This window comes from Corynebacterium dentalis (genome assembly GCF_900232865.1).
Classification (GTDB): domain Bacteria; phylum Actinomycetota; class Actinomycetes; order Mycobacteriales; family Mycobacteriaceae; genus Corynebacterium; species Corynebacterium dentalis.
In genome coordinates this window covers 212,795-232,356 of the sequence record NZ_OCTS01000003.1, presented here as the reverse complement: position 1 = coordinate 232,356, position 19,562 = coordinate 212,795, and the positions used below count along the sequence as shown (strand labels likewise).

The following is a 19,562-nucleotide window of genomic DNA, read 5'->3' as shown; positions in this document are numbered from 1 at the left end:
AATTTCCTGACCTTGCTAAACGTTCGGGTCTCGTGCTGCGGATTGGCAGCTCACGATTGTCCTTACTTTAGCCAAAGAAATGAAATTAGTTGGAATAATAGAAATTTTTTTCTCCATCGGCGTGTTACTGGTGTGACCTCGGTTAGGATTGCCCCGATCACTATGGACACCAAACCCACCCCTTTCTTGCCCGCCCTCGAGGGTCTTCGCGCCATCGCCTGCTGCGGCATCATTGTCACGCACGTGGCTTTCCAAACCGGAGCGGACACCGGTTCCCTGATCAACCGCATGTTGGCGCGCACGGATTTCTTTGTCCCCGTGTTTTTTGCCCTGTCTGGGTTTTTGTTGTGGCGGCGGCACCGTGCTGATTTTTCGTGGAATCTCTTCGACGCCAGCAATCGCCGGACCGTGCTCGGTTACTACGTCAAGCGCGTGGGCCGCATCATGCCCGCGTATCTGGTGACGGTGGGCGTGGTCTTGCTGCTATTCCCGGTGGCGGGAAATCCAGAGTGGTGGCAGATGCTGTCCAATGTCTTTTTGGTGCAGATCTATGTGGAGGGCGGTCTGCTGGGCGGCTTGACTCACCTGTGGTCGCTCTCCGTGGAAATGGCGTTTTATCTGGTGTTGCCGCTGATCGCGGTGCTGTTCGGCCGACGCTCCTGGGGGATCCGCGTGCTGTGCATCATCGGCCTGGCACTGATTTCCTATGGGTGGGCGTTCATCCCGGCTTTCGCTTCGGCACCTGGCCCGGGAGCTCTGAATCCGCACATCATGCCGCCGGCCTTTGCTGCGTGGTTTGCCGTGGGCTTCTTGTCCGCAGAGCTGGAGGGGCGGATCACCCCGCGGGCGCAGACGCTCATCGCCCGGTGCCGCCCACTGTTTTGGGCCTTTGCCGTAGCAATGTTGGCGGTGGCGGCTAGTGACGGTCCGGAGGGGCTCACGCACGCGGAACCCGCAGAGTTTGCACGCCGAACGCTGTACGGCACGCTCTTCGCAGCCGCGCTGATCATGCCGTATGCCCTGTCAGGGCGATCGCGCTGGCTGGAGAGCTCCTGGATGCAAGCGCTGGGCCGTTGGAGCTACAGCATCTTCTTGTGGCACATGTCCATGCTCTCGCTGGTCTTTCCGCTGCTGGGCATCGGTCTGTTCCAGGGCTATACCGCGCTGGTACTCGTGGCCACTTTTGTGCTCACCGTGCCCGTGGCCGCGCTGAGCTATGCAGTGGTGGAGGAGCCCGCGCGCCAGTGGATCAACGCGTGGTGGCGCGATCAGCGGCGAAAGTGGGACACAACCACCGCCAGCAAGGACACCGCAAAAGCTACTGTGACCAGCCAGTAGTCACCGGCGTAGCTGCTTGTGCCCCACGGGTGGCGCGCGGCGATCACTGTGCCCAGACCGAAGCTCCCCAGCAGTGTCCACCGCACTATCGTGCCGAAAGAGCCCGGGCCGGAGGATTCATCGCGTTGCGCTGCGTAGAACGCATCACGTTCGGTGCGCATGAGCGGAATCAACCCGCGGTGGCGTCGGAAAGAAAAGACCGCAACGCCCACCAACAGCACGGCTAGGGCTAGCCCCGCGGCCAACCAACCCTGGTAGAGGCCGGTGGCGGCGAAGGACATGGAGAATGTGCCGGACGCGCCCGCCGGGACGATCCACCCCTGCTGCCACCCGTTAACGGTGATCGGCTGCAGCTCGGTGGAGCCATCAGCGGATTCCAGAGTGCCGATGCGGCCGGGGTTGGCATCGCTCGGGGCGAAGATGATTCGCTCCTGCGGGGCAGCGGCGATCTCGTACTCATCGCCATTGACTTGCGCGTCGCCGCCAGAAGGGGCCGCGCCCGAACCTCCGCTGACCGGCAGTGGCGTGGCCGCAGGAGCATTGCGCACGGCCTCGGCCAGCAGCGGCTCGGCGGCGGTGAGAGAAACCCACCGGGCCGTGGTGCTCACGGAGTGCTCGCCAGCGGTCAGGCTCACGGTATCCCCACACGAGTGCTCATCGCCGTCGACAATCACCTTCGCGGGCACGGGGCGAGAATCATCCGTGCAGTTCGGAGTGCCAATCACCACGTGCGTCTCGCCGTCTTGACCCACCCCGAGCCCCGCATCGCGCTCGGGGACGGTGAAGGTGCGATGCATCGTGCCTTCGGGAATCTCCTGCCCGAACACCCAACGGTTGACGGCCGTGGGGTTGGCATCGGCCGGCTGCGGGACGGTGATGCGACGCTGCGGTGTGATGTCCTCGCCGGAACGCCCGTCGCGCAACGTCACCTCAGAAATTCCCAGGTCACCGAACGCGCTGAGGATCGTCAGGCGCACCGCATTGGCCTGGCCCACGGGAATCTTCACCGCGGTCGGCTCATCCGGCGTGGTGGTGACTGTGGTGGAGGTGCGCACGGCATCCTCGGTATCCGCCTCCGAATGGGGATCGGACTCACCCTCGCGATACAGCGAGGTGACCTGGATGCGCGCCGGGGCACCTTGGGTCTGGAATTCCACCTGCAGGCGGTTCTTCCACGCGGGAAGCTGTACCTCCATCCACTGTCCCGAGGACACGCCGTTGGCCGGACGCCACGCCGTGGAGGTGTCCGAATCCACCGCCGCATTCAATCCGCTGGCAGTATCCGCGCCGGAGAAGTTGGTGGGATCAGCCGCTGAGCTGCTCGCCGTGATGGCGCCGGTGGTCTCAACATGGGTGATGCCATCGTTGCTGGCGGAGGGGTAGAGATCGCCCACCGGGTAGTCGCGCACGGGATTGAGCAGGCTGGATTTATCGTCCGTGGCCAGGATCTCCGAGTCCGCGTCCACGACGTTGCCGTAGTTGTGGTCCCGCAGCGCCGGCGTGTCCGTGACGGTTTGAATGTCGTTGGTCTCCGTGTTGTCCGACGCCAAAACCCGCGTTCTCGGTGCTTCCGTCCTTCCCAAGGCACTATCGGCCTCCGCGAGGCGCGGCATGGCCTCTGGTCCAGCGGCGACTACCTCAGCGTTGTCACGGTCTATGACTCGCAGGTCCCCCGCGGTCGCTGAGGTTGCCTCGGCGTTACTGTCCATCTGTGGTGGGGTGATGCGGAAGATCTGGATGGCGGGCATGGAGCCATCGCCGCCTTCGCCCTCTCCAAACGTTGCGACTTCCTCGAAGCCGGGGGAGTTGTGCAACGTGCGCAGGATAGCTGTGGCGCCAGGAGTGTTCGCGGACTTGGTGAGGTCTGTACGGATGACCACCTGCCCCACGCCTTGGTTCCACAAAGTGGCCGCGAGCGTGCGGATTTCTGCGCCTGATTCGAGCTCGCGCTGTACACCGTCCAACGCGCGGATGGCCTCTGGCTGAACCAGGGGCACGGAATCGCGCACTACCCAGGGGACTTCCAGCAGGGGCTGGGCCGGCTCATCGCGGGTATTTCCCCAGGTCTGGCGGGCAAAGCGAGCCTTGGGCAGGATCATGGTGCGGGAGATCTGATGCTGGGTATCGCCCACTCCGGTGGCGTTCTCGTTGAGCCAGGAGGCCGTCTGCTGCCAGTACTCCGGTACGGCTTTGAAGCCATCGGCGGGCGGGATGCGCCCAGACCAGGCGGTGGCAGTCACGATGGCGATGAGCAAGCTGGTGGCTATGCAGCGCACCACCGTGGGATTTGCCTCTGGATTGCGCCACTGCGCCCATCGTTGCTTGGACAGCCCTGGCCAGGTCAGCGAACGCAGGCTATGAGCGATGCCTGCCACAAAGGCGAGGCGCACTAGTGGATCGAATTTATGGAGGTTGCGCAGCGGGGCGCCGGCGCCGTCCAGGAAGTTGCGATAAGCGCTACTGAGAGGCGAGAAAGGATCCACGGCAAGCGTCATCGCCAGCACGCCGAGGAAGAAGATCACCAGCCAGCGGCGGGCGTAAGGGAGACTGCGTTGCTTCAAGCCCCACAGGCCGATGAGCGCCACCACCAGGGTGCCGACGATAAACACGGACTCGGTGGACTGAGCGAATCCGCCCTCACGCTCAGGCGACAAAAAGGGTGTCCAACTGGTGGTTCCGCGCAGGACCTCCAGCAGGTTCAGCCAGCGGGTGGTCAGTCCTGCGGATTCAATGAAATCTGTAAAAGGTGGGGAGTAGCTGCCCAGCACCAGCAGAGGTCCCACCCACCAGAAGCTCGCCGCGATGCCCGCGGGAACCCACCACGCGCCGAAGTAGGCGGCAGTCTTCCGCTCGGCAGGATTGGCAAAGGAAGCGAGCCACCACAGAGCAGCGGGGACCACCACAACGGCTGTTGCCACTGCATTGACGGCTCCCAAGGCCAAGATGGCCAGGGCGGATGCCAGAGCCATGAGGCGGATGTATCCCCGGTTAGTGGAACGCATCGCGCAGACCACGGGTACTAAAACCCAGGGGGCCACGGCCATGACCCACGCCTCGGAGCTAATGGCTCCTAGCGTGGCGAGGATGCGCGGGGATAGCGCGTAGAGGATCGCGGCGATGATTCGCGAGCTGCGGGAACCGATGCCCGCGCACTCCAGAAGCTTGATGATTCCGGCGAAGGCGATGAACAGCAACAGGCCCCACCAGAGGCGCTGAACAATCCACCCGGGAACCCAAGAAAGTAACGCAAAAAGCAGGCCATGGGGGAACAAATACCCATACGCCTGATTCTGTAACTGCCCGAGGGGGAAAACATCCGTCCACGGGGAAAGTGCTTGCCCTAAAAAGCCCCACGGGTCTGCTGTGAGATCGTGCTTGGTATCAGCAACGGTGAGACCGGGGGCTTGGAGAAAAGCGAGAGCTAGCCACGCAAGCAGCGCAACTAGCCAAGACTGAGAGGTGAAACGAGTAACTTTACTCGCCTAGCCTTCAATACGGCCGCCGTATTGGACGGAGCCCAAGAAAGCGTTATCCCTGTTCACTGCGATTTCTTCAGCAGAGGGGAGCTCGGTGTCATCGGCAGCGGCACCCGCACCGAAGGCGGCAAGGCCACCGAGGATCACGCCGACGACAGCAGCTGCGATCGCTGGGCCAACTGAGCGGCGTTGTTGTGGCTCGTTCTCAAATGCCATGTCCGAATTCCTATTCCTAAGTGATGCGTTAAGCGGGTGAAGCGAGGGCTGAATTATTCCTGACTATCCTCGCCAACTCCGGGCGGAACAATCAACACTGGACAGCCCGCATGTTTGATGATGCTATCCGAGACACTTGACTGAAGTATTGATTTCCAGCCAGAAAGTGCCCTAGTTCCGGAAACAATAAGGTCAACCTGCAATTCTTCAGCAGCATCGACGATAGCGCTCCAGATAGCTGTGGATGATTCTACCAAGAAAGGTTCAGTATCAAAGCCATTTTGGCGAGCTAATTCTACGCCCTCCTTACAGATCTTCACCGCCTCCGCATAAGCAGGGTCTTCCTCGGTGGACTCATGGCTGCCATCCTGTGACCAATCGTGCTGCATCATTCCGCTCATTCCCGCAGCTCGGGCTGCCTGTCGATGGATCGGTTCCCATACCGTGAGGATGTACGCGCGATCCATGGAGAGGAACTTGGCGGCGTATTCAATCGCGGAGCGAGACTGCTGAGAACCGTCATACGCGATCAAACACACCTCGCCTCCTGTTGCCTGTGCACCGGCAGAAGCTGGCGCTGCGGAGGCATTCGACTCGGAATACTGAGAGGACTCTGTGTGCTCGGTCATGATTCTCCTTGTCTGTTAACAATGTCTAGGTTAGTAGTATGCGCCGAAAATTAGTTGTACTTTCCGTCTTGGCATTGGCCGGATGTTCCTCCACCGCCGAGCAGCCCCAGGCCACGCAGAGCAGTGTCACCGTATCCACCTCTGAATCATCAGCCTCGCAGAGCCAAGAAAATAAACCCTTTTCGGACAATCCCACCCTCGCGGAATGCCGCGGATTGATGGCAGATAGTAAGGAACAAGCGCGCGCCACTGCGGAGGACTGCATCCGCGCCATACCCGCAGAGGACTTGGCCGGTTCCCTGCTGGCGGTGGGCGTGACCGACTATGACCAAGCCGAACGCGCCGTGGATCTGGGCGTGCGTCACCTCTTCTTGGGCACGGGCACGGACTTCTCCATGCTCAACGGACACGGCGATCCAGCCCGTTCCCTGGCATCCCTGCAAGAGCGGGCCGGGGGAGAGCTCGTCATTTCCGTGGATGAAGAAGGCGGCTTGGTGCAGCGACTCAGTGATGTGACGGGCGAGTTGGCGTCGGCACAAAAGATGGCCCAGGAACACACGCCGGAACAGGTGCGCGGCATCATGTTCGAACACGGCAAGAAGCTCCGTGACCTCGGTTTTACTATGGACTTTGCGCCGGTACTGGACCTGGCAGGTGGGGAAAACATTGAGGATAACGCCATTGGTTCCCGCGCATTTAGTGCAGACCCGACCGTGGTGGCTGACTACGCGACGGCTTACTCGCAGGGGCTGATGGACGCAGGCATCACGCCCGTAATGAAGCACTTCCCAGGTCACGGGCACGCGACCGGCGATTCTCACATGGGGACCGTGACCGCGCCGCCGCGCGAGGAAATGGAAGCGGCGGACATGGTGCCGTTTGCAGAACTGTCGCGACTGCCGGGCATGGCCGCGATGGTGGGGCACATGCAGACCCCGGGGATCGACGGCAAGGGGACCGAAGGCGCTCAGACTCCGGCGTCTCTCAATCCAGCCGTTTACCAGCTGCTTCGTGCGGGAGGATATTCCCCTAGTGCGCGCGGAGGTGCCGCTGCTGCATTTAATGGGCCAATTTTCACTGATGACCTCACCGGCATGAAGGCCGTGACTGATTCGCATCCAGGACCCGAGGCTGCGGTAGTGGCGCTGCAAGCCGGGGCAGATCAGGCGCTCACCGCGGCGGGGGCGATCAGCGTGGACGATACCGTCGCGGCTGTTCGGCAAGCGATCGTCGACGGAAAGATCAGCGCCGAGCACGTGCACGAGGCAACTATTCGCGCTCATCTGAGTTAATTCACAGGTGAAAATTCGCCGGGCACACGCAAGTTTTTTGCCACGCAAATTCCCAGCACACGTGGACAAGCGTTAAACTATCCACGAGAAATGCAGGTTTATCGACCGCAAAGACGCGTATTGAATGTGAATTGGTTGCGAAGCAGGAGGCTTTCGTGAAAGTCGGGAAGCGACCACAGCACGGGCGCGCACAACGCCGCCGGGTGCCAATCTGGGCGTGGATCCTGGTTGCCATCGTGGGCATCGCGGGAGTCTCCTATGGCGTGGACCTGATCATGTCCGAAGGTCGCGTGCCCCGCGGAACCACCGTGGGCGGCGTAGCCATTGGCGGCATGACCGAAGAGCAAGCTGAGCAGCGGCTTCGCATCGACTTGGGCGATGAGGTGCGCGAGCCCGTCATCGTTAATGCCGGCAATATGTCCAGCACCATCCAGCCTTCGCAGTCTGGGCTGCAGGTGGACTGGGGTGCGACCGTGGATCAGGCGGGCAGGCAGCCGCTGAATCCTATCGAGCGCGTGCGCAGCCTGTTCGAAGAGCGTGAAGTGGGCATCATTTCCGCAGTGGCCGATGGTCCCTTCAATCGTGCGATGGATCGTCTCTCCCGTGATCTGACTCGAGATCCGAAGAACGCGGCACTGGCCGTCAATGATCTGGGCAAACCAGACGTGACCGACGATGAGCCTGGACAGACCATCGAAGCAGAGGAGCTGCGGGAAAAGGTCTTGAGCGAGTGGTTGAGCACCAACCACACTGTTACCGGTGAAGCCGAAGTCACAGAGGCCAAGATCACCACAGAAGATACGGACGAACTGATCCGGGACGTGATCAACCCCGCCACCTCGGCGCCCATCACCTTCTTCGGTCGCGACGAAGTCAAGGGTGAAATCAAGCCCACCGATATGGGACGCATCCTGACTTTTGTTCCGGACGTTCCGGAGAACAAGAAGCCGGAATTGGCCGAAAGCCTCAAGCCGAGCTGGAATAACGAGGCAGCCCAGCAGGTTTTGCAGGAGCAGCTGGGTTCCACAGAAAAGGAATTCCGCAATGCGAGCTTCAGCCAGTCCGGCGGATCGTTGAGCGTGATTCCTCACCAGGACGGCGTGCAGATCAAGTGGGATGAGACCCTGGGCGATATTTCCGATAAGGCGCTCAACACTGACAAGCGCAATTGGCAGGTGGTTTACGAGGACAAGCCGGCAACGTTCACCACTGACGAAGCGGAAAAGGCTTCCTTCGACGAAGTGATGGGCGAGTTCACCACGGGTGACTTCTCCGGTCCTTCCGGAGTGAACATTGCCCGTACCGCGGAAATGGTCAACGCCGCCTACGTGTTGCCCGGCGAGACCTTCAGCCTCAACGGTTACACCGGCCCGCGTGGTACGGCGCAAGGCTTTGTGGAGTCTGGAATTATCATTGATGGTCGCGCTTCCGAGGCCGTCGGTGGTGGCATCAGCCAGTTTGCGACCACGCTGTATAACGCCAGCTACTTCGCGGGTATGGACGACGTGGCACACACCCCGCACTCCTACTACATCAGCCGCTACCCGGCTGGGCGCGAGGCGACTGTGTACGAAGGTGCCATCGACCTGCAGTTTAAGAACCCCTTTGACGTTCCGGTGCAGATTGAGAGCTTTGTCAGTGGCGATTCTGTCACCGTGAAGATCAAGGGCAAGAAGCAGGTGGAAGTGGAATCCATCCCTGGTGGTCGCACCAATCCGACGCAGCCGGAGAAGCGCACCGTGGATAAGGACGATCACTGTTCGCCGTCCTCTGGCGCCCCTGGTTTTACGACGACAGATACGCGCGTGATCAGGGATCTGAATGGTCAAGAGTTGTCCCGAGAGACGCAGACCACCGTGTATGACCCGCAGCCGATTGTGACCTGCGAGTAGCGCTGGTGTAGTTTCCGCGCATTGACTGGCGGCTGGTGCCATAGAAAATCTGCCTCCGATCAGTGTTGATCGGAGGCAGATTTTTGATTCACGGGCGGCGAGCGCCGCGGGTGAGTCAGCGTAAGAACTTAAACGATGATGCCGCGGTTCTTCAGCTCGTTGGCGATGCCGATGCCGATGCCAACGACGGTGCCGGTGACAGCAGCGATGGTGCCCCACTTGAAGATGGGAGCCCATGCTGGCTGGTTCTCGGTCTGGGTGGAGCCGAAGATGTCCTCGCCGGACACGCCCTGGTCAGCGCCTAGGATGTTGCCGATCTTCCACAGGAGGTTGGAGGAACCGGTAGCGGAATCCTCGTTGGTGGAGCCCTCGGTGGTGTTCTCGGAGGAGGACAGCGCAGCGGAGGAGTCAGGGGTCTCGGTGTTCTCCTGTGCGCCTGCAACTGCGGTGCCGGACAGGGTGATTGCGGAAGCGGTGGCCAGAGCCAGTGCAGCCTTGCGGAAGTTGTTCATGAAAATATTCCTTCTCTTATTCGTGGTGGAAAGTGGTCCGCTGAAGCTATTACTTAGCGAGGAAGTTGGCGTAGATGAAGTTGGCTGCTGGAGCAATGACCAAGCCGAAGATGGAGGCGGCCACGCCTGCAACACCTACGCCGTACATCAGCTGAGCCCAGAGCGGCTGGTCGCCGAATCCGGACTTGTCGGAGCCGAAGATGGCACGAGGATCAGCTTCTTCGCCGAATTCCAGGGCATCGCCCAGGGAGCCAGCGGAGGAGCCGGTCTCGGAGAGGTTGACGTTGGACTCTTCGTTTGGCAGGGCGCCGCCGTCCTGAGCACCAGCGACGGTCATTCCGCCAAGTGCGACGGTGGTGGCGGTGGCGATGGCCAGAGCGGAGTTACGGAGCTTACGCATCTTGGTAAACCTTTCAGGTGAGATGAATGAAAGCCGAAGAATGCGAAACTTATTTAGAACCAGTCTTTCCGGGAGGTTCTTCGCATCCTGACAACAGGAACAATACAGCTAAATTTCAGATATTGCACCAAAAAAGAAAAATTGATTGTTGTGCATTGATGGGCCAGAGATGCTCTCTGAGTTTCTGCTAACAAGGAAGCAAGAATGCTGTTACTTAAAGTTCACCTCCATTTATACCGCAGTTCTTAATAACTTCATTAACACTTCCTGAATCTTAATTCAGCACATGTGAGGTGAGGTTTTGTGTGAGATGCAGGGAAAACGCCGATTCTCGCCGAGGTAATCTTAATCTATCGAAGGCTGCAGTTTTAACAAATTCTTAGGTTTAAACCCGAAAAAAGAACCTTGCATTGTTTAACAGAATGCAGAACCTTAAAGCCCTTCTTGAGACTGTAAAAATCTGGCAGGCCTTCGGTGGTGATTCAAATCACGAGGGGAGTTCGCTAAAAAACAGAATCCTTACCCCCCCCAAATGTGCAGCATTTTTACAACGCTGCGCAAAAGTGGGCCCATGGCTCATCGGATCGCACCAATTCCCCATAGTCCGGAAGCCAGAGTAGTGCGCACGGTATCCTAGGGTTGTGCTTTTATCTGATCGAGACCTCACAGCAGCCATCGAGGCTAAGCGCCTCGTATTGGATCCCTTCGATGCATCAATGATCCAGCCTTCAAGCATCGACGTGCGCCTGGACGGCTTTTTTCGCGTGTTCAATAACTCCAGGTACACGCACATCGATCCCAAGCTTCCGCAGGAAGAGCTGACCACCCTGGTGGAAGTTGAGGGTGACGAGCCTTTCATTCTTCATCCCGGCGAGTTTGTTCTGGGTTCCACGCTGGAGCACTTCTCCATCCCGGATGATCTCGCGGGACGTTTGGAGGGGAAGTCCTCGCTGGGTCGGCTCGGTTTGGTCACTCATTCGACGGCAGGCTTCATCGATCCGGGCTTTACCGGCCACATCACGCTGGAGTTGTCTAACGCGGCAAACTTGCCGATCGCCCTGTACCCCGGCATGAAGGTGGGGCAGCTGGCGATCTTCAAGATGACCAGTCCGGCAATTAATCCTTATGGCTCCGGCCCATTGGGATCCAAGTACCAAGGGCAGCGCGGTCCCACCGCATCCAAGGCGTACTTAAATTTTCAGAACTAGGCACGTTTTGAGCCATTCGGGGTAGGCTTGAACAGTCAATCTTTTGGCGCACGGACCATCCATCTCACCCCTTGAGGGCTCATTGTGATCACCTTTCAGAACGTCAGCGTTCAATTCCCCGGCGCCAGTGGCCGCGCGGTGGATCAGTTCAGTCTTGAAGTGCCCACCGGTCAGACCACCGTCTTCCTCGGTAGTTCGGGCTGTGGCAAGACCACACTCATTCGCTGCGTGAACCGGATGGTGCAACCGACCAGCGGCATGGTGCTCATCGATGATGAAGATGTCTCGAATCGACCACCGATCCAGCTGCGCCGCTCAATCGGCTACGTATTGCAGGATGCGGGTCTGTTGCCACATCGCACCGTGGGATTCAATATCGGCACGGTGCTGCGCCTCAACGGCGTATCCAAGGCGGAAGCAGAAAAGCGCGCACGGGACACTGCAGCCCAGGTGGGACTCACCGAGGAGCAGCTGGCCCGCTATCCGCACGAGTTGTCGGGTGGCCAGCAGCAGAGAGCAGGCGTGGCTCGAGCGCTGGCAAGCGATCCCAACATCCTGCTGATGGATGAGCCCTTCGGTGCCGTGGACCCGATTGTTCGCCGCGAACTTCAAGAGTTGATGCTTGAGTTGCAGGAACGCCTGCACAAGACGGTCATCCTGGTTACCCACGACGTCCGCGAGGCCTTCACCCTGGGAGACAATGTGGTGCTGCTACAGGAAGGCGCGCACATCGCGCAGCAGGGACCTCCGGAAGATATCGCCACCAAGCCAGCCAATGACTTCGTCCGCAGCTTCATTGGCATCGACGATTCCACCTACCGAGTCATGACCGTCAACGGCCAAGACGTGGTGGTTGATGAGTTTGGTGCGGTTATTGGGCCATTGGAACGCTCATGAATTGGCTGACCACCAATTGGGATACGGTGCTGGATTTGGGGGTGAGCCACCTGTGGCTTGCCTTGCCACCAATCGTGTTGACCTTCTTTGTTTCCTTGCCGTTGGGCTGGGCCGCCTATCGCCTCTCGGCGCAGAATACGTCGCGGAAATTTCTCGACGGCGGCGCGATCATCATCGGCTTGACCAGCATCCTCTACGCCATTCCTTCCTTGGCGCTGTTTCTGCTGCTGCCGATGATCTTTGACTCTCCGATTCTCAGCCCATTCAACGTCATCAGCGCGCTGTTTCTCTACGGGATGGCGCTGCAGACTCGCGTGGTCGCGGAATCGTTCACGGCGGCGTCGGCAACACAATCGGCGGCCGTAGGCGCATCGAGTGCGCTTGGCTACTCAGAGGGACAACGGATTTGGAACGTCGAGCTGCCGCTGGCAGGGCCAGGCATTCTGGCGGGCATGCGAGTGGTCAGTGCGTCCACCATCAGCATGGTCAGCGTTGGAGCGCTGGTGGGTGTCAGTAGCCTCGGCGATCTGATCACTCAGGGGTTCCTACGCAGTTACCCGGAGCAAATCATAGTGGGAACGCTGGCGATCGTGGTGGTGGCGCTGCTCATGGACGCGATTCTGGTTGTTTTAGGGCACATTTTGATGCCGTGGCAACGAGTTCTGCGGGAGGCCGGTCATGCTTAGCGATTTCTTTAATGCCACCGTGGGCCAACGAATATGGGAGCACGTGTGGCTCTCACTTCTGGGCCTCGTTCCGGCGATCCTCATCGCGGTGCCGTTGGGGCTGTTCATCGGGCATACCGGGCGAGGCCGTGCAGTTGCCGTGGCCATGTCCGGCGGATTGCGCGCAATCCCTTCGCTGGGTCTGCTGACTGTCCTAGCGTTGTTCTTGCCGGGCGGGGCGGTGGATCGGGCGTGGCTGCCATCTATGATCGTGCTGCTGATCTTGGCCATTCCTCCGATCCTGGCTGGCTCCTATGCAGGCGTGCAGCAGATCAAGCCAAGCGTCATTGATGGCGCGCGAGCCACCGGACATTCGGAAATGCAGACTCTCCGCTCGGTGGAGATTCCGCTGGCTCTCCCACAAATTCTCGATGGTATTCGCAGCGCAGCAGCCCAGGTTGTGGCCACTGCCACGCTATGCGCCTATATCGGTGCGGGTGGCTTGGGCAGGTATTTGATCGATGGACTGGCTCAGCGCGATACCCACATGATGCTGGTGGGCGTGGTGTGGGTCATCGTGCTGGTCATCATTTTGGAGGCGATGCGCATGCTGCCACCGCATCCGCCGGAGCAGTCGTCGACGCGTGTCGGGGAAGCTCAGGGAGACCGGCGCGGACTCCCGTTGTTGGTGGCCGTGCTGAGCGCAGTCCTGGTGGTGGCCATTGTGGCCGGGGGAACCGTCTTTGGTGGAGCGCGCAGCGGGGACACAGTGCGCGTGGGCGCAGCAAATTTCCCGGAAAGCGAAATTATCGCTCAGATCTACGTGCAAGCGTTGGAAAAGCAGGGGATCCACGCAGAACTGGTTCCTGGGATTGGTGCGCGCGATGCCTACCTGGCAGCTTTGGAAAACGGTGAGATCGATATCGTTCCGGAATACGTGGGCAACGTGGCGCAGTACTACGCAGAATCCCCGGGAGCGCCGCAGGTGGATCTGGGTCCAGGCACAGACACTGAACAGGCCGTCTCCGCTTTGAACGAGGTGCTTCCCGCAGGCCTGAGCAGCGGTCCAGTGGCACCCGGCGAGAGTAAGGACAGCTATCGCGTGCTGCCAGAAGTTGCGGAGCAATATGGCCTACAAACCTTGGGAGATCTCCGCAAACTGGTGGCGGGCAATGGTGGATCACTGAAAATCGGTGGATCGCCCGAAATCGAGACCCGCAGCTATGGTCCACCGGGACTGGCCTCCGTGTATGGGGTTCCAGCGGAGAGCATGCAGTTGGTGCCTATCAGCGATGGCGGAGGCCCGCTGACCGTCCAGGCTTTGTTGGAGAAGTCCGTGGATACCGCCGATATTTACACCACCACGCCGGTGCTCGGGCCAAACGGCCGGGAGGTGGAACTGGTGGAGCTGCAGGATCCGAAGCTGTTGATTCTCCCGCAGAATGTGGTGCCGCTGTCCCGCGAGGACAGCATGACGGAGCAGATGCGTGAGACCTTACAGAAGGTGCAGGACAAGCTCACCACGGAAGAGCTCAAGCAGATGAACTTGCGCAATTCCGGCCCAGAGAAGGCGAACTCTTTGCGTATCGCACGGGATTGGTTGAAAAACAATGAAGTGAGCGCCGAAAACTAGGCCGAGAATAGGTTTTGCTTAGCGGCCCTGTGGGCTAGGCAAAGTAATGACTAATCATTTACCTTCGTTTCACCGTTAATTCACTTGCGCTCGGTAGCATCAACACCTATGCGTATGACTGTGTTTGGCACGGGATACCTGGGCGCTACCCACGCCGCCTGCATGGCGGAATTGGGGCACGACGTGCTAGGTGTGGACGTGGATGAGGCAAAGATCAAGTCCCTCACGGAAGGCAAAGTTCCGTTCTTCGAACCCGGCCTTCCAGAGCTGCTGCAGCGAAACCTAGATAGCGGGCGATTGGGGTTCACCACGGATTACGAGGAAGCCGCGCAGTTCGCCAACGTGCACTTCATCGGCGTGGGCACTCCCCAGAAGAAGGGCTCTTATGCCGCGGATACCACGTACGTCCGCGCTGTGGTGGAATCCTTGGCGCCGCTGATCGAGGGCGAGCACCTCGTGTTGGGAAAGTCCACCGTTCCCGTAGGAACCGCAGCACAGCTGCAGGCCTTGGCAGACGAAAATACCAACGATGGCGCTTCTATCGAGGTGGCCTGGAACCCAGAGTTTCTGCGTGAAGGTCACGCAGTCAAAGACACTCTGCGCCCAGACCGTATCGTCCTGGGACTTCATGAAGGCGGCAACGCGGAAGCACTAGCCCGCGAGGTATACGCGGACGCTCTGCAGCAGGACACCCCTTTCCTTGTCGTCGACCTTCCCACGGCGGAGCTGGTCAAGGTCTCCGCGAATGCCTTCCTGGCCACCAAGATCAGTTTCATCAACGCGGTCAGCGAAGTCTGCGAGACCGTGGGTGCGGACGTCACGGCGCTGGCAGATGCCATTGGCCTAGATGAACGCATCGGTCGCAAGTTCCTCGGCGCTGGCCTGGGCTTCGGCGGAGGTTGCTTGCCCAAGGACATCCGCGCTTTCATGGCGCGCGCCGGCGAGCTGGGCGCAGACCAAGCAATGTCCTTCCTGCGCGAAGTAGATGCCATCAACATGCGGCGTCGCGAGAAGATGGTCGAACTAGCACGCCAGGAACTGGGCGGCTCCCTGTTGGGTCGAAACGTCACCGTGCTGGGCGCAGCCTTCAAGCCCAATAGCGACGACGTCCGCGATTCACCTGCCCTGAATGTGGCCGGATCCCTGTCTCTCAGTGGTGCCGCGGTGACGGTCTTCGACCCAGAAGCTATGACCAACGCACAGCGCTTGTTCCCCACGCTGAACTACGCAGAATCCATCGAGGAAGCGCTGCGCGGCGCGGAGATCGTACTGGTTGCCACCGAATGGAAGGAATTCCAGGAGCTGGATCCGGAATGGGCTCGTACCCTCGTGGCGGGCGAGCCAGTGCACGGAAAGCCCATCGTGATCGACGGACGCAACTGCCTGAATACCGAGGCATGGAAGTCCGCAGGTTGGGAGTTCCGCGCTCTGGGTCGCGGTTAATTGAATTAGCCCAACGGTGTCGCTAGGGCATACGAAAAACGAAGCAGTCCAGCGAGAAACTCGCTGGACTGCTTCGTTGCTTAGTACTTCAGTGACCTACCACGCAGGTGCATCGTCCATGCGCAGCTCGGAGTACTTCGCCTCCGGGACGGAGGAGGTGTACGGCCGGTCCTCTGGCTGCCATGAGTGATCCTCGCTGCACTTGCCATTCTGGTTGTTGCTATCCAGCATGGTGAATCCCCACACCAACTTGCCCTGCTAATGCGCAGGCAACTCACAGGGGCCGTCCACCTGGTTGAGCTTCCAGTACACCTCGTAGACGTAGGAGAACCCGTACTGCTGGGTTAGGTACTTCGCCAGCTCGCCTTCTCCCTTGACTTTTGCGTTGGTCTCGGTGGTCTGTCGGCGAAACGTGGTCACCGGGTGTGTGACGGGAACGCCTTCGTCATTCCAGCGCTGTGGCAGCTGGAAATCACCGGAGAACGTGCCCGCTGCTGCGTCTGCAGCTCGGCGAAGAATGCGCAAATTATGCGACAATCTGCAAATAGTGGTGAATAACACAAAACCCGCCCGAGGTCTACCCTCGAGCGGGTGCGTTTTGCGAAACCTGCCCTTAGTAAAGGCATGTTTCGTGACCGAGCATTACTGCTTGTAGCTGGACAAAAAGTTGCCCAAACGCTCGATAGCGCGCTCCAGATCACGAGCCCACGGTAGGGTCACCACACGGAAGTGATCCGGGGTCGGCCAGTTGAATCCGGTACCCTGCACCATCTGAATTTTTTCTGCACGCAAGAGATCGAACATTAACTTCTCATCGTCGTGAATCTCATGCACGTTCGGGTCCAGCTTCGGGAATGCATACAGCGCGCCCATAGGCTTCACGCAGCTCACACCGTCGATCTCGTTGAGCTTCTCCCACGCGGCGTTGCGCTGCTCCAACAGGCGACCGCCCGGCAGCACCAGGTCATCGATCGATTGTCGGCCGGAGATCGCCACCTGGATGGCATGCTGTGCTGGAACATTCGGGCACAAACGAGTGCTGGCCAGCAGGGTAATACCTTCGATCAGGCCCTGCGCGTGGTGCTTCGGGCCGGTGATAACCATCCAGCCAGCACGGTAGCCGGCCACGCGATACGCCTTGGACAAGCCGTTATAGGTGATGCACAGAAGATCTGGGCAGAGGCTGGCGATGTTGATGTGCTTGGCGTCGTCATACAAAATCTTGTCGTAGATCTCGTCGGCCAGGATCAACAAAGAATGTTCCCGAGCCACGTCCACAATCTTCTGCAACACCTCGCGGGAGTAGACCGCGCCCGTGGGATTATTCGGGTTGATGACCACGATTGCCTTGGTGCGCTCGGTGACCTTCGCCCGGATGTCCTCGATGGACGGGTTCCAATCATCTTCCTCGTCGCACAAGTAGTGCACGGGCTTGCCGCCAGCCAGGGATGTCGCAGCGGTCCACAGTGGGTAGTCGGGGGAGGGGATGAGCACTTCGTCGCCGTCATTGAGCAGCGCCTGGGTGGTCATCGTGATCAGCTCGGATACGCCGTTGCCCAAGTAGACATCTTCCACGTCAAACGTGGGGAAATCTGGGATGACCTCATAGCGCGAAAATACCGCGCGACGTGCGCTGATGATGCCCTTCGATGTGGAGTAACCCTGCGCTGTAGGCAGCGCCGCAATCATGTCGCGCATGATCACATCCGGCGCCTCAAAACCGAACACGGCAGGGTTGCCAGTGTTGAGCTTGAGGATGCGGTGGCCATCCGCCTCCATACGTTCCGCCTCGGAATTAACCGGTCCGCGGATTTCGTACAGAACGTTTTGCAGCTTGGTCGATTGATCAAGCGTGCGCAGTTCGCTGGGTCGAAGGGGTTTACTCATTCTTCCCATTGTGCCAGTTGGTCGAGGCGGAATCTAACCCTTGGGAGGGATTTTCCGAATTATGAGACGGAACAACTAACCGTTGCCACCGGCATTACCTGTGTCGTTGCCGCCACCGTTTCCGGTTCCTGCGTCGCCGCCAGAGGTGGGCGTGGGCTCCGGTGAGGGGCTGGGATTAGCGGATGGGGCAGGAGGTGCCGAGGTAGTAGGTGCGTTCGGGGCAGAGGGCTCAGGCTTGGGGGAATCCGACGGTTTTGGCTTGGAGCTGGAAGGCTTCGGCTCGGAAGTTTGGGGCTCCTCGGTGGACGGCTCAGCCGGCGCCGGGGGCACGTAGTACTCCGTGTAGACCGAACCGGCAGTGCCGTCACCGCCGCCAATCTCTGGGGCATCGTCCCATTTGCCGGTCGTTGTCGCGGCCGGGTGCGGAGGAGACAGCGTGGTGTCTCCTCCGGTGAAGGAGTCCCGGCCCACGTCCAGGGTCTTCATCATGAAGAAGGCCAGGATGGACAGCAGAATCGCCATGATGATGCCCACGCAGACCACCCATGCCCAGATAGGCATGATGCTTTGGGCTTTGTCCATAAACCGGTCAAAACGGGAAGATTCTTGCTCTTCAGTGGCGGTTTCTGAACCGGAGGTACTCACGGTGGCTTCAGGCTTCCTTGTTTCTTCCGGCAGGGTCTTTTTCTCCTCGCCGGGTTGAGATTGGGGGTTACCAGCGGACATCTGCGGGTCTCCCTTACGCATATTCGACGGCGAGCTTCCTAAGCGGCAATGCTCTGGCCTGCAGGCCAGAATCGGCATTACCCAATTCAACTCATGGTAGTCCACGGGAGGCGTGGAATCTGAGTTTGGGGACGGCCGTCCTGTCCAAAGGTGCGGAGTTTCAGACTGCGAAACTATCTATTTTTGGCTGGTCACAAGCGCAATCATCTCCTTGCGCGCTGCTTTGGCCTCGCGTGATTTTGTGAGGTGGAACATGTGCACTCCACCCGCTTGGGGATGCAAGGTGGCAGAGATTCCGGCTTCGTTGAGGCGGTCGGTGAGCGCGGTGGCGTCGGGAAAAGAAAGATCCCTGTCCCCGCACCACACGTCCACCGTTGCGCCGGCCAGGACTTCCTGCCACCTTTCCACCGGGAGGTTGAGCGGGGAGACGGTGGGATGCGCGGTGGCGTGACCTGGGTCCGTGATGCCCGCGTGCACGAGGCCCTGGGCCCACAAGTTGCCTTGAGGTCGTAGTTGGGTGGGATCGAGGATGGGGTCAGCGTCCTTATATTTTTCGACGCCAGGGTTGCTCAAATCCAAGTCCACCCACGGTGCGTTGAGTATGAATTGCCGGGGCGCGGGAAGGCTGGAATCTGCAATAAACGTGCCGAGGGCGAGGCTGCCACCGGCGGAATCAGCGATGAGGGAGATATTTTCTGGACCGTGATCTTCGACCAATTGGGCGTAGACGGCAGAGATGAGATCTAAGCCGTGAGTGCAGTTGTAATCCGGGATGAGGCCGTACAAGGGGATCTCTACGCGAAGCCCGGCCTCGGCCATCTGGGCGATGAAATCCCAGTTCCGTGCCTTGATTGGCTGGGCAAAGCCGCCGGGGATTAAGTACAGCACGGCTTGGGTGGCAGCATCCGCGGCGGGGAGTTCGCCGAGGGAATCAGCGTGTGGATCGTAGTGGGTGATGTCCGTGGCGCTGGTTTCCGCGAATTTCATGGGGGCCACTGAATAGACCTCGAAGCCGTTGACTTCGCGGGAAGATACGGCGAAGTGCTGCCGGAGCGCGTGGGGTGGCTCGGCGGGGAGGGTGGTCTGTGGTTCGGAGGAATCTGTGGAGAACAGAGAGGCGAACCGATCCAAAAAGCTCATGGTCCTAGGTTAATTGAAAACTCTTGGAGGATATCGCTGCAGGTGGGAAGGGGTTGGGAAAAATTTTTGGAAAAAGTTGAGTGAATCGGGAACAACTTTGGGTGGCCGTGAGTTGTATAGGATGTCAGCTAGTTGAGCTGGACGGACTCAAGTTAGTTTGACGCAAAGAAAATTTTGCGGATACTGGATGTCAGTACTTGAGTCTGAG

18 protein-coding genes are annotated in these 19,562 nt (G+C 59.6%); 8 read left to right on the top strand and 10 right to left on the bottom strand.

The annotated features are described in order from the left end of the window. The first annotated feature begins 162 nt into the window (after window positions 1-162). Complete coding sequence (locus CS919_RS04110; RefSeq protein WP_099298217.1) at window positions 163-1,338, top strand: acyltransferase family protein; 1,176 nt, start codon at window positions 163-165, stop codon at window positions 1,336-1,338. On the opposite strand, the gene CS919_RS04105 is transcribed toward CS919_RS04110, so the two are convergent. From CS919_RS04105 to CS919_RS04095, 3 genes are read right to left on the bottom strand one after another with little or no spacing between them, the layout of a single operon-like run. Beyond that, on the bottom strand, window positions 1,269-4,775 hold the full coding sequence (locus CS919_RS04105; protein ID WP_099298216.1) for a DUF3367 domain-containing protein: 3,507 nt from the start codon (window positions 4,773-4,775) through the stop codon (window positions 1,269-1,271). The genes CS919_RS04110 and CS919_RS04105 overlap by 70 nt on opposite strands. A 45-nt stretch (window positions 4,776-4,820) precedes the next feature. After that, the gene (locus CS919_RS04100; RefSeq protein WP_099298215.1) at window positions 4,821-5,030 is read right to left on the bottom strand and encodes a DUF2613 domain-containing protein; all 210 of its coding nucleotides are present in this window, start codon (window positions 5,028-5,030) and stop codon (window positions 4,821-4,823) included. A 53-nt stretch (window positions 5,031-5,083) separates the two neighbouring features. Beyond that, a complete protein-coding gene (locus CS919_RS04095; protein ID WP_099298214.1) occupies window positions 5,084-5,659 on the bottom strand; it encodes a universal stress protein in 576 nt (191 codons plus the stop codon). Between the two features lie 38 nt (window positions 5,660-5,697). On the opposite strand from CS919_RS04095, the gene CS919_RS04090 reads away from it, so the two are divergent. After that, window positions 5,698-6,951 (top strand): glycoside hydrolase family 3 N-terminal domain-containing protein, encoded by a 1,254-nt coding sequence (locus tag CS919_RS04090; RefSeq protein WP_099298213.1) that lies wholly within the window; start codon window positions 5,698-5,700, stop codon window positions 6,949-6,951. 155 nt (window positions 6,952-7,106) lie between these two features. Continuing rightward, window positions 7,107-8,843 (top strand): VanW family protein, encoded by a 1,737-nt coding sequence (locus CS919_RS04085; RefSeq protein ID WP_442333885.1) that lies wholly within the window; start codon window positions 7,107-7,109, stop codon window positions 8,841-8,843. Window positions 8,844-8,971: 128 nt separating this feature from the next. Here CS919_RS04085 and CS919_RS04080 read toward each other — a convergent pair whose 3' ends face one another. Further along, on the bottom strand, window positions 8,972-9,355 hold the full coding sequence (locus CS919_RS04080; protein WP_099298212.1) for a hypothetical protein: 384 nt from the start codon (window positions 9,353-9,355) through the stop codon (window positions 8,972-8,974). Between the two features lie 49 nt (window positions 9,356-9,404). Further along, window positions 9,405-9,755, bottom strand: a complete 351-nt coding sequence (locus CS919_RS04075) for a hypothetical protein (protein ID WP_099298211.1) — start codon at window positions 9,753-9,755, stop codon at window positions 9,405-9,407. A 641-nt stretch (window positions 9,756-10,396) separates the two neighbouring features. Here CS919_RS04075 and dcd point away from each other — a divergent pair. The 5 genes from dcd to CS919_RS04050 all read left to right on the top strand — a co-directional run bounded on the left by dcd (window position 10,397) and on the right by CS919_RS04050 (window position 15,601). Next, window positions 10,397-10,963: a dCTP deaminase gene (gene dcd, locus CS919_RS04070; protein WP_099298210.1), complete on the top strand. Its 567-nt coding sequence runs from the start codon at window positions 10,397-10,399 to the stop codon at window positions 10,961-10,963. An 84-nt stretch (window positions 10,964-11,047) separates the two neighbouring features. Beyond that, on the top strand, window positions 11,048-11,860 hold the full coding sequence (locus CS919_RS04065; protein WP_099298209.1) for an ABC transporter ATP-binding protein: 813 nt from the start codon (window positions 11,048-11,050) through the stop codon (window positions 11,858-11,860). Continuing rightward, window positions 11,857-12,546, top strand: a complete 690-nt coding sequence (locus tag CS919_RS04060) for an ABC transporter permease (RefSeq protein ID WP_099298208.1) — start codon at window positions 11,857-11,859, stop codon at window positions 12,544-12,546. Before CS919_RS04065 ends, CS919_RS04060 begins: the two co-directional genes overlap by 4 nt. Further along, the gene (locus CS919_RS04055) at window positions 12,539-14,158 is read left to right on the top strand and encodes a glycine betaine ABC transporter substrate-binding protein (protein ID WP_099298207.1); all 1,620 of its coding nucleotides are present in this window, start codon (window positions 12,539-12,541) and stop codon (window positions 14,156-14,158) included. Before CS919_RS04060 ends, CS919_RS04055 begins: the two co-directional genes overlap by 8 nt. Before the next feature lie 108 nt (window positions 14,159-14,266). Further along, window positions 14,267-15,601 carry a UDP-glucose dehydrogenase family protein gene (locus CS919_RS04050; protein ID WP_099298206.1) on the top strand — a complete coding sequence of 445 codons (1,335 nt, stop codon included), beginning with the start codon at window positions 14,267-14,269 and terminating at the stop codon, window positions 15,599-15,601. Window positions 15,602-15,697: 96 nt separating this feature from the next. On the opposite strand, the gene CS919_RS10945 is transcribed toward CS919_RS04050, so the two are convergent. The 5 genes from CS919_RS10945 to CS919_RS04030 form a co-directional block, all read right to left on the bottom strand. Continuing rightward, entirely contained in the window at window positions 15,698-15,832 is a 135-nt protein-coding gene (locus CS919_RS10945) for a hypothetical protein (RefSeq protein WP_268803746.1), read from the bottom strand. 27 nt (window positions 15,833-15,859) lie between these two features. After that, window positions 15,860-16,138 carry a hypothetical protein gene (locus CS919_RS10820; RefSeq protein ID WP_234990798.1) on the bottom strand — a complete coding sequence of 93 codons (279 nt, stop codon included), beginning with the start codon at window positions 16,136-16,138 and terminating at the stop codon, window positions 15,860-15,862. 105 nt (window positions 16,139-16,243) lie between these two features. Further along, a complete protein-coding gene (locus CS919_RS04040; protein WP_099298205.1) occupies window positions 16,244-17,497 on the bottom strand; it encodes a pyridoxal phosphate-dependent aminotransferase in 1,254 nt (417 codons plus the stop codon). Window positions 17,498-17,563: 66 nt separating this feature from the next. Further along, window positions 17,564-18,235, bottom strand: a complete 672-nt coding sequence (locus tag CS919_RS04035; RefSeq protein WP_099298204.1) for a hypothetical protein — start codon at window positions 18,233-18,235, stop codon at window positions 17,564-17,566. Window positions 18,236-18,391: 156 nt separating this feature from the next. After that, on the bottom strand, window positions 18,392-19,354 hold the full coding sequence (locus CS919_RS04030) for an alpha/beta hydrolase (protein ID WP_099298203.1): 963 nt from the start codon (window positions 19,352-19,354) through the stop codon (window positions 18,392-18,394). Between the last annotated feature and the right edge of the window lie 208 nt (window positions 19,355-19,562).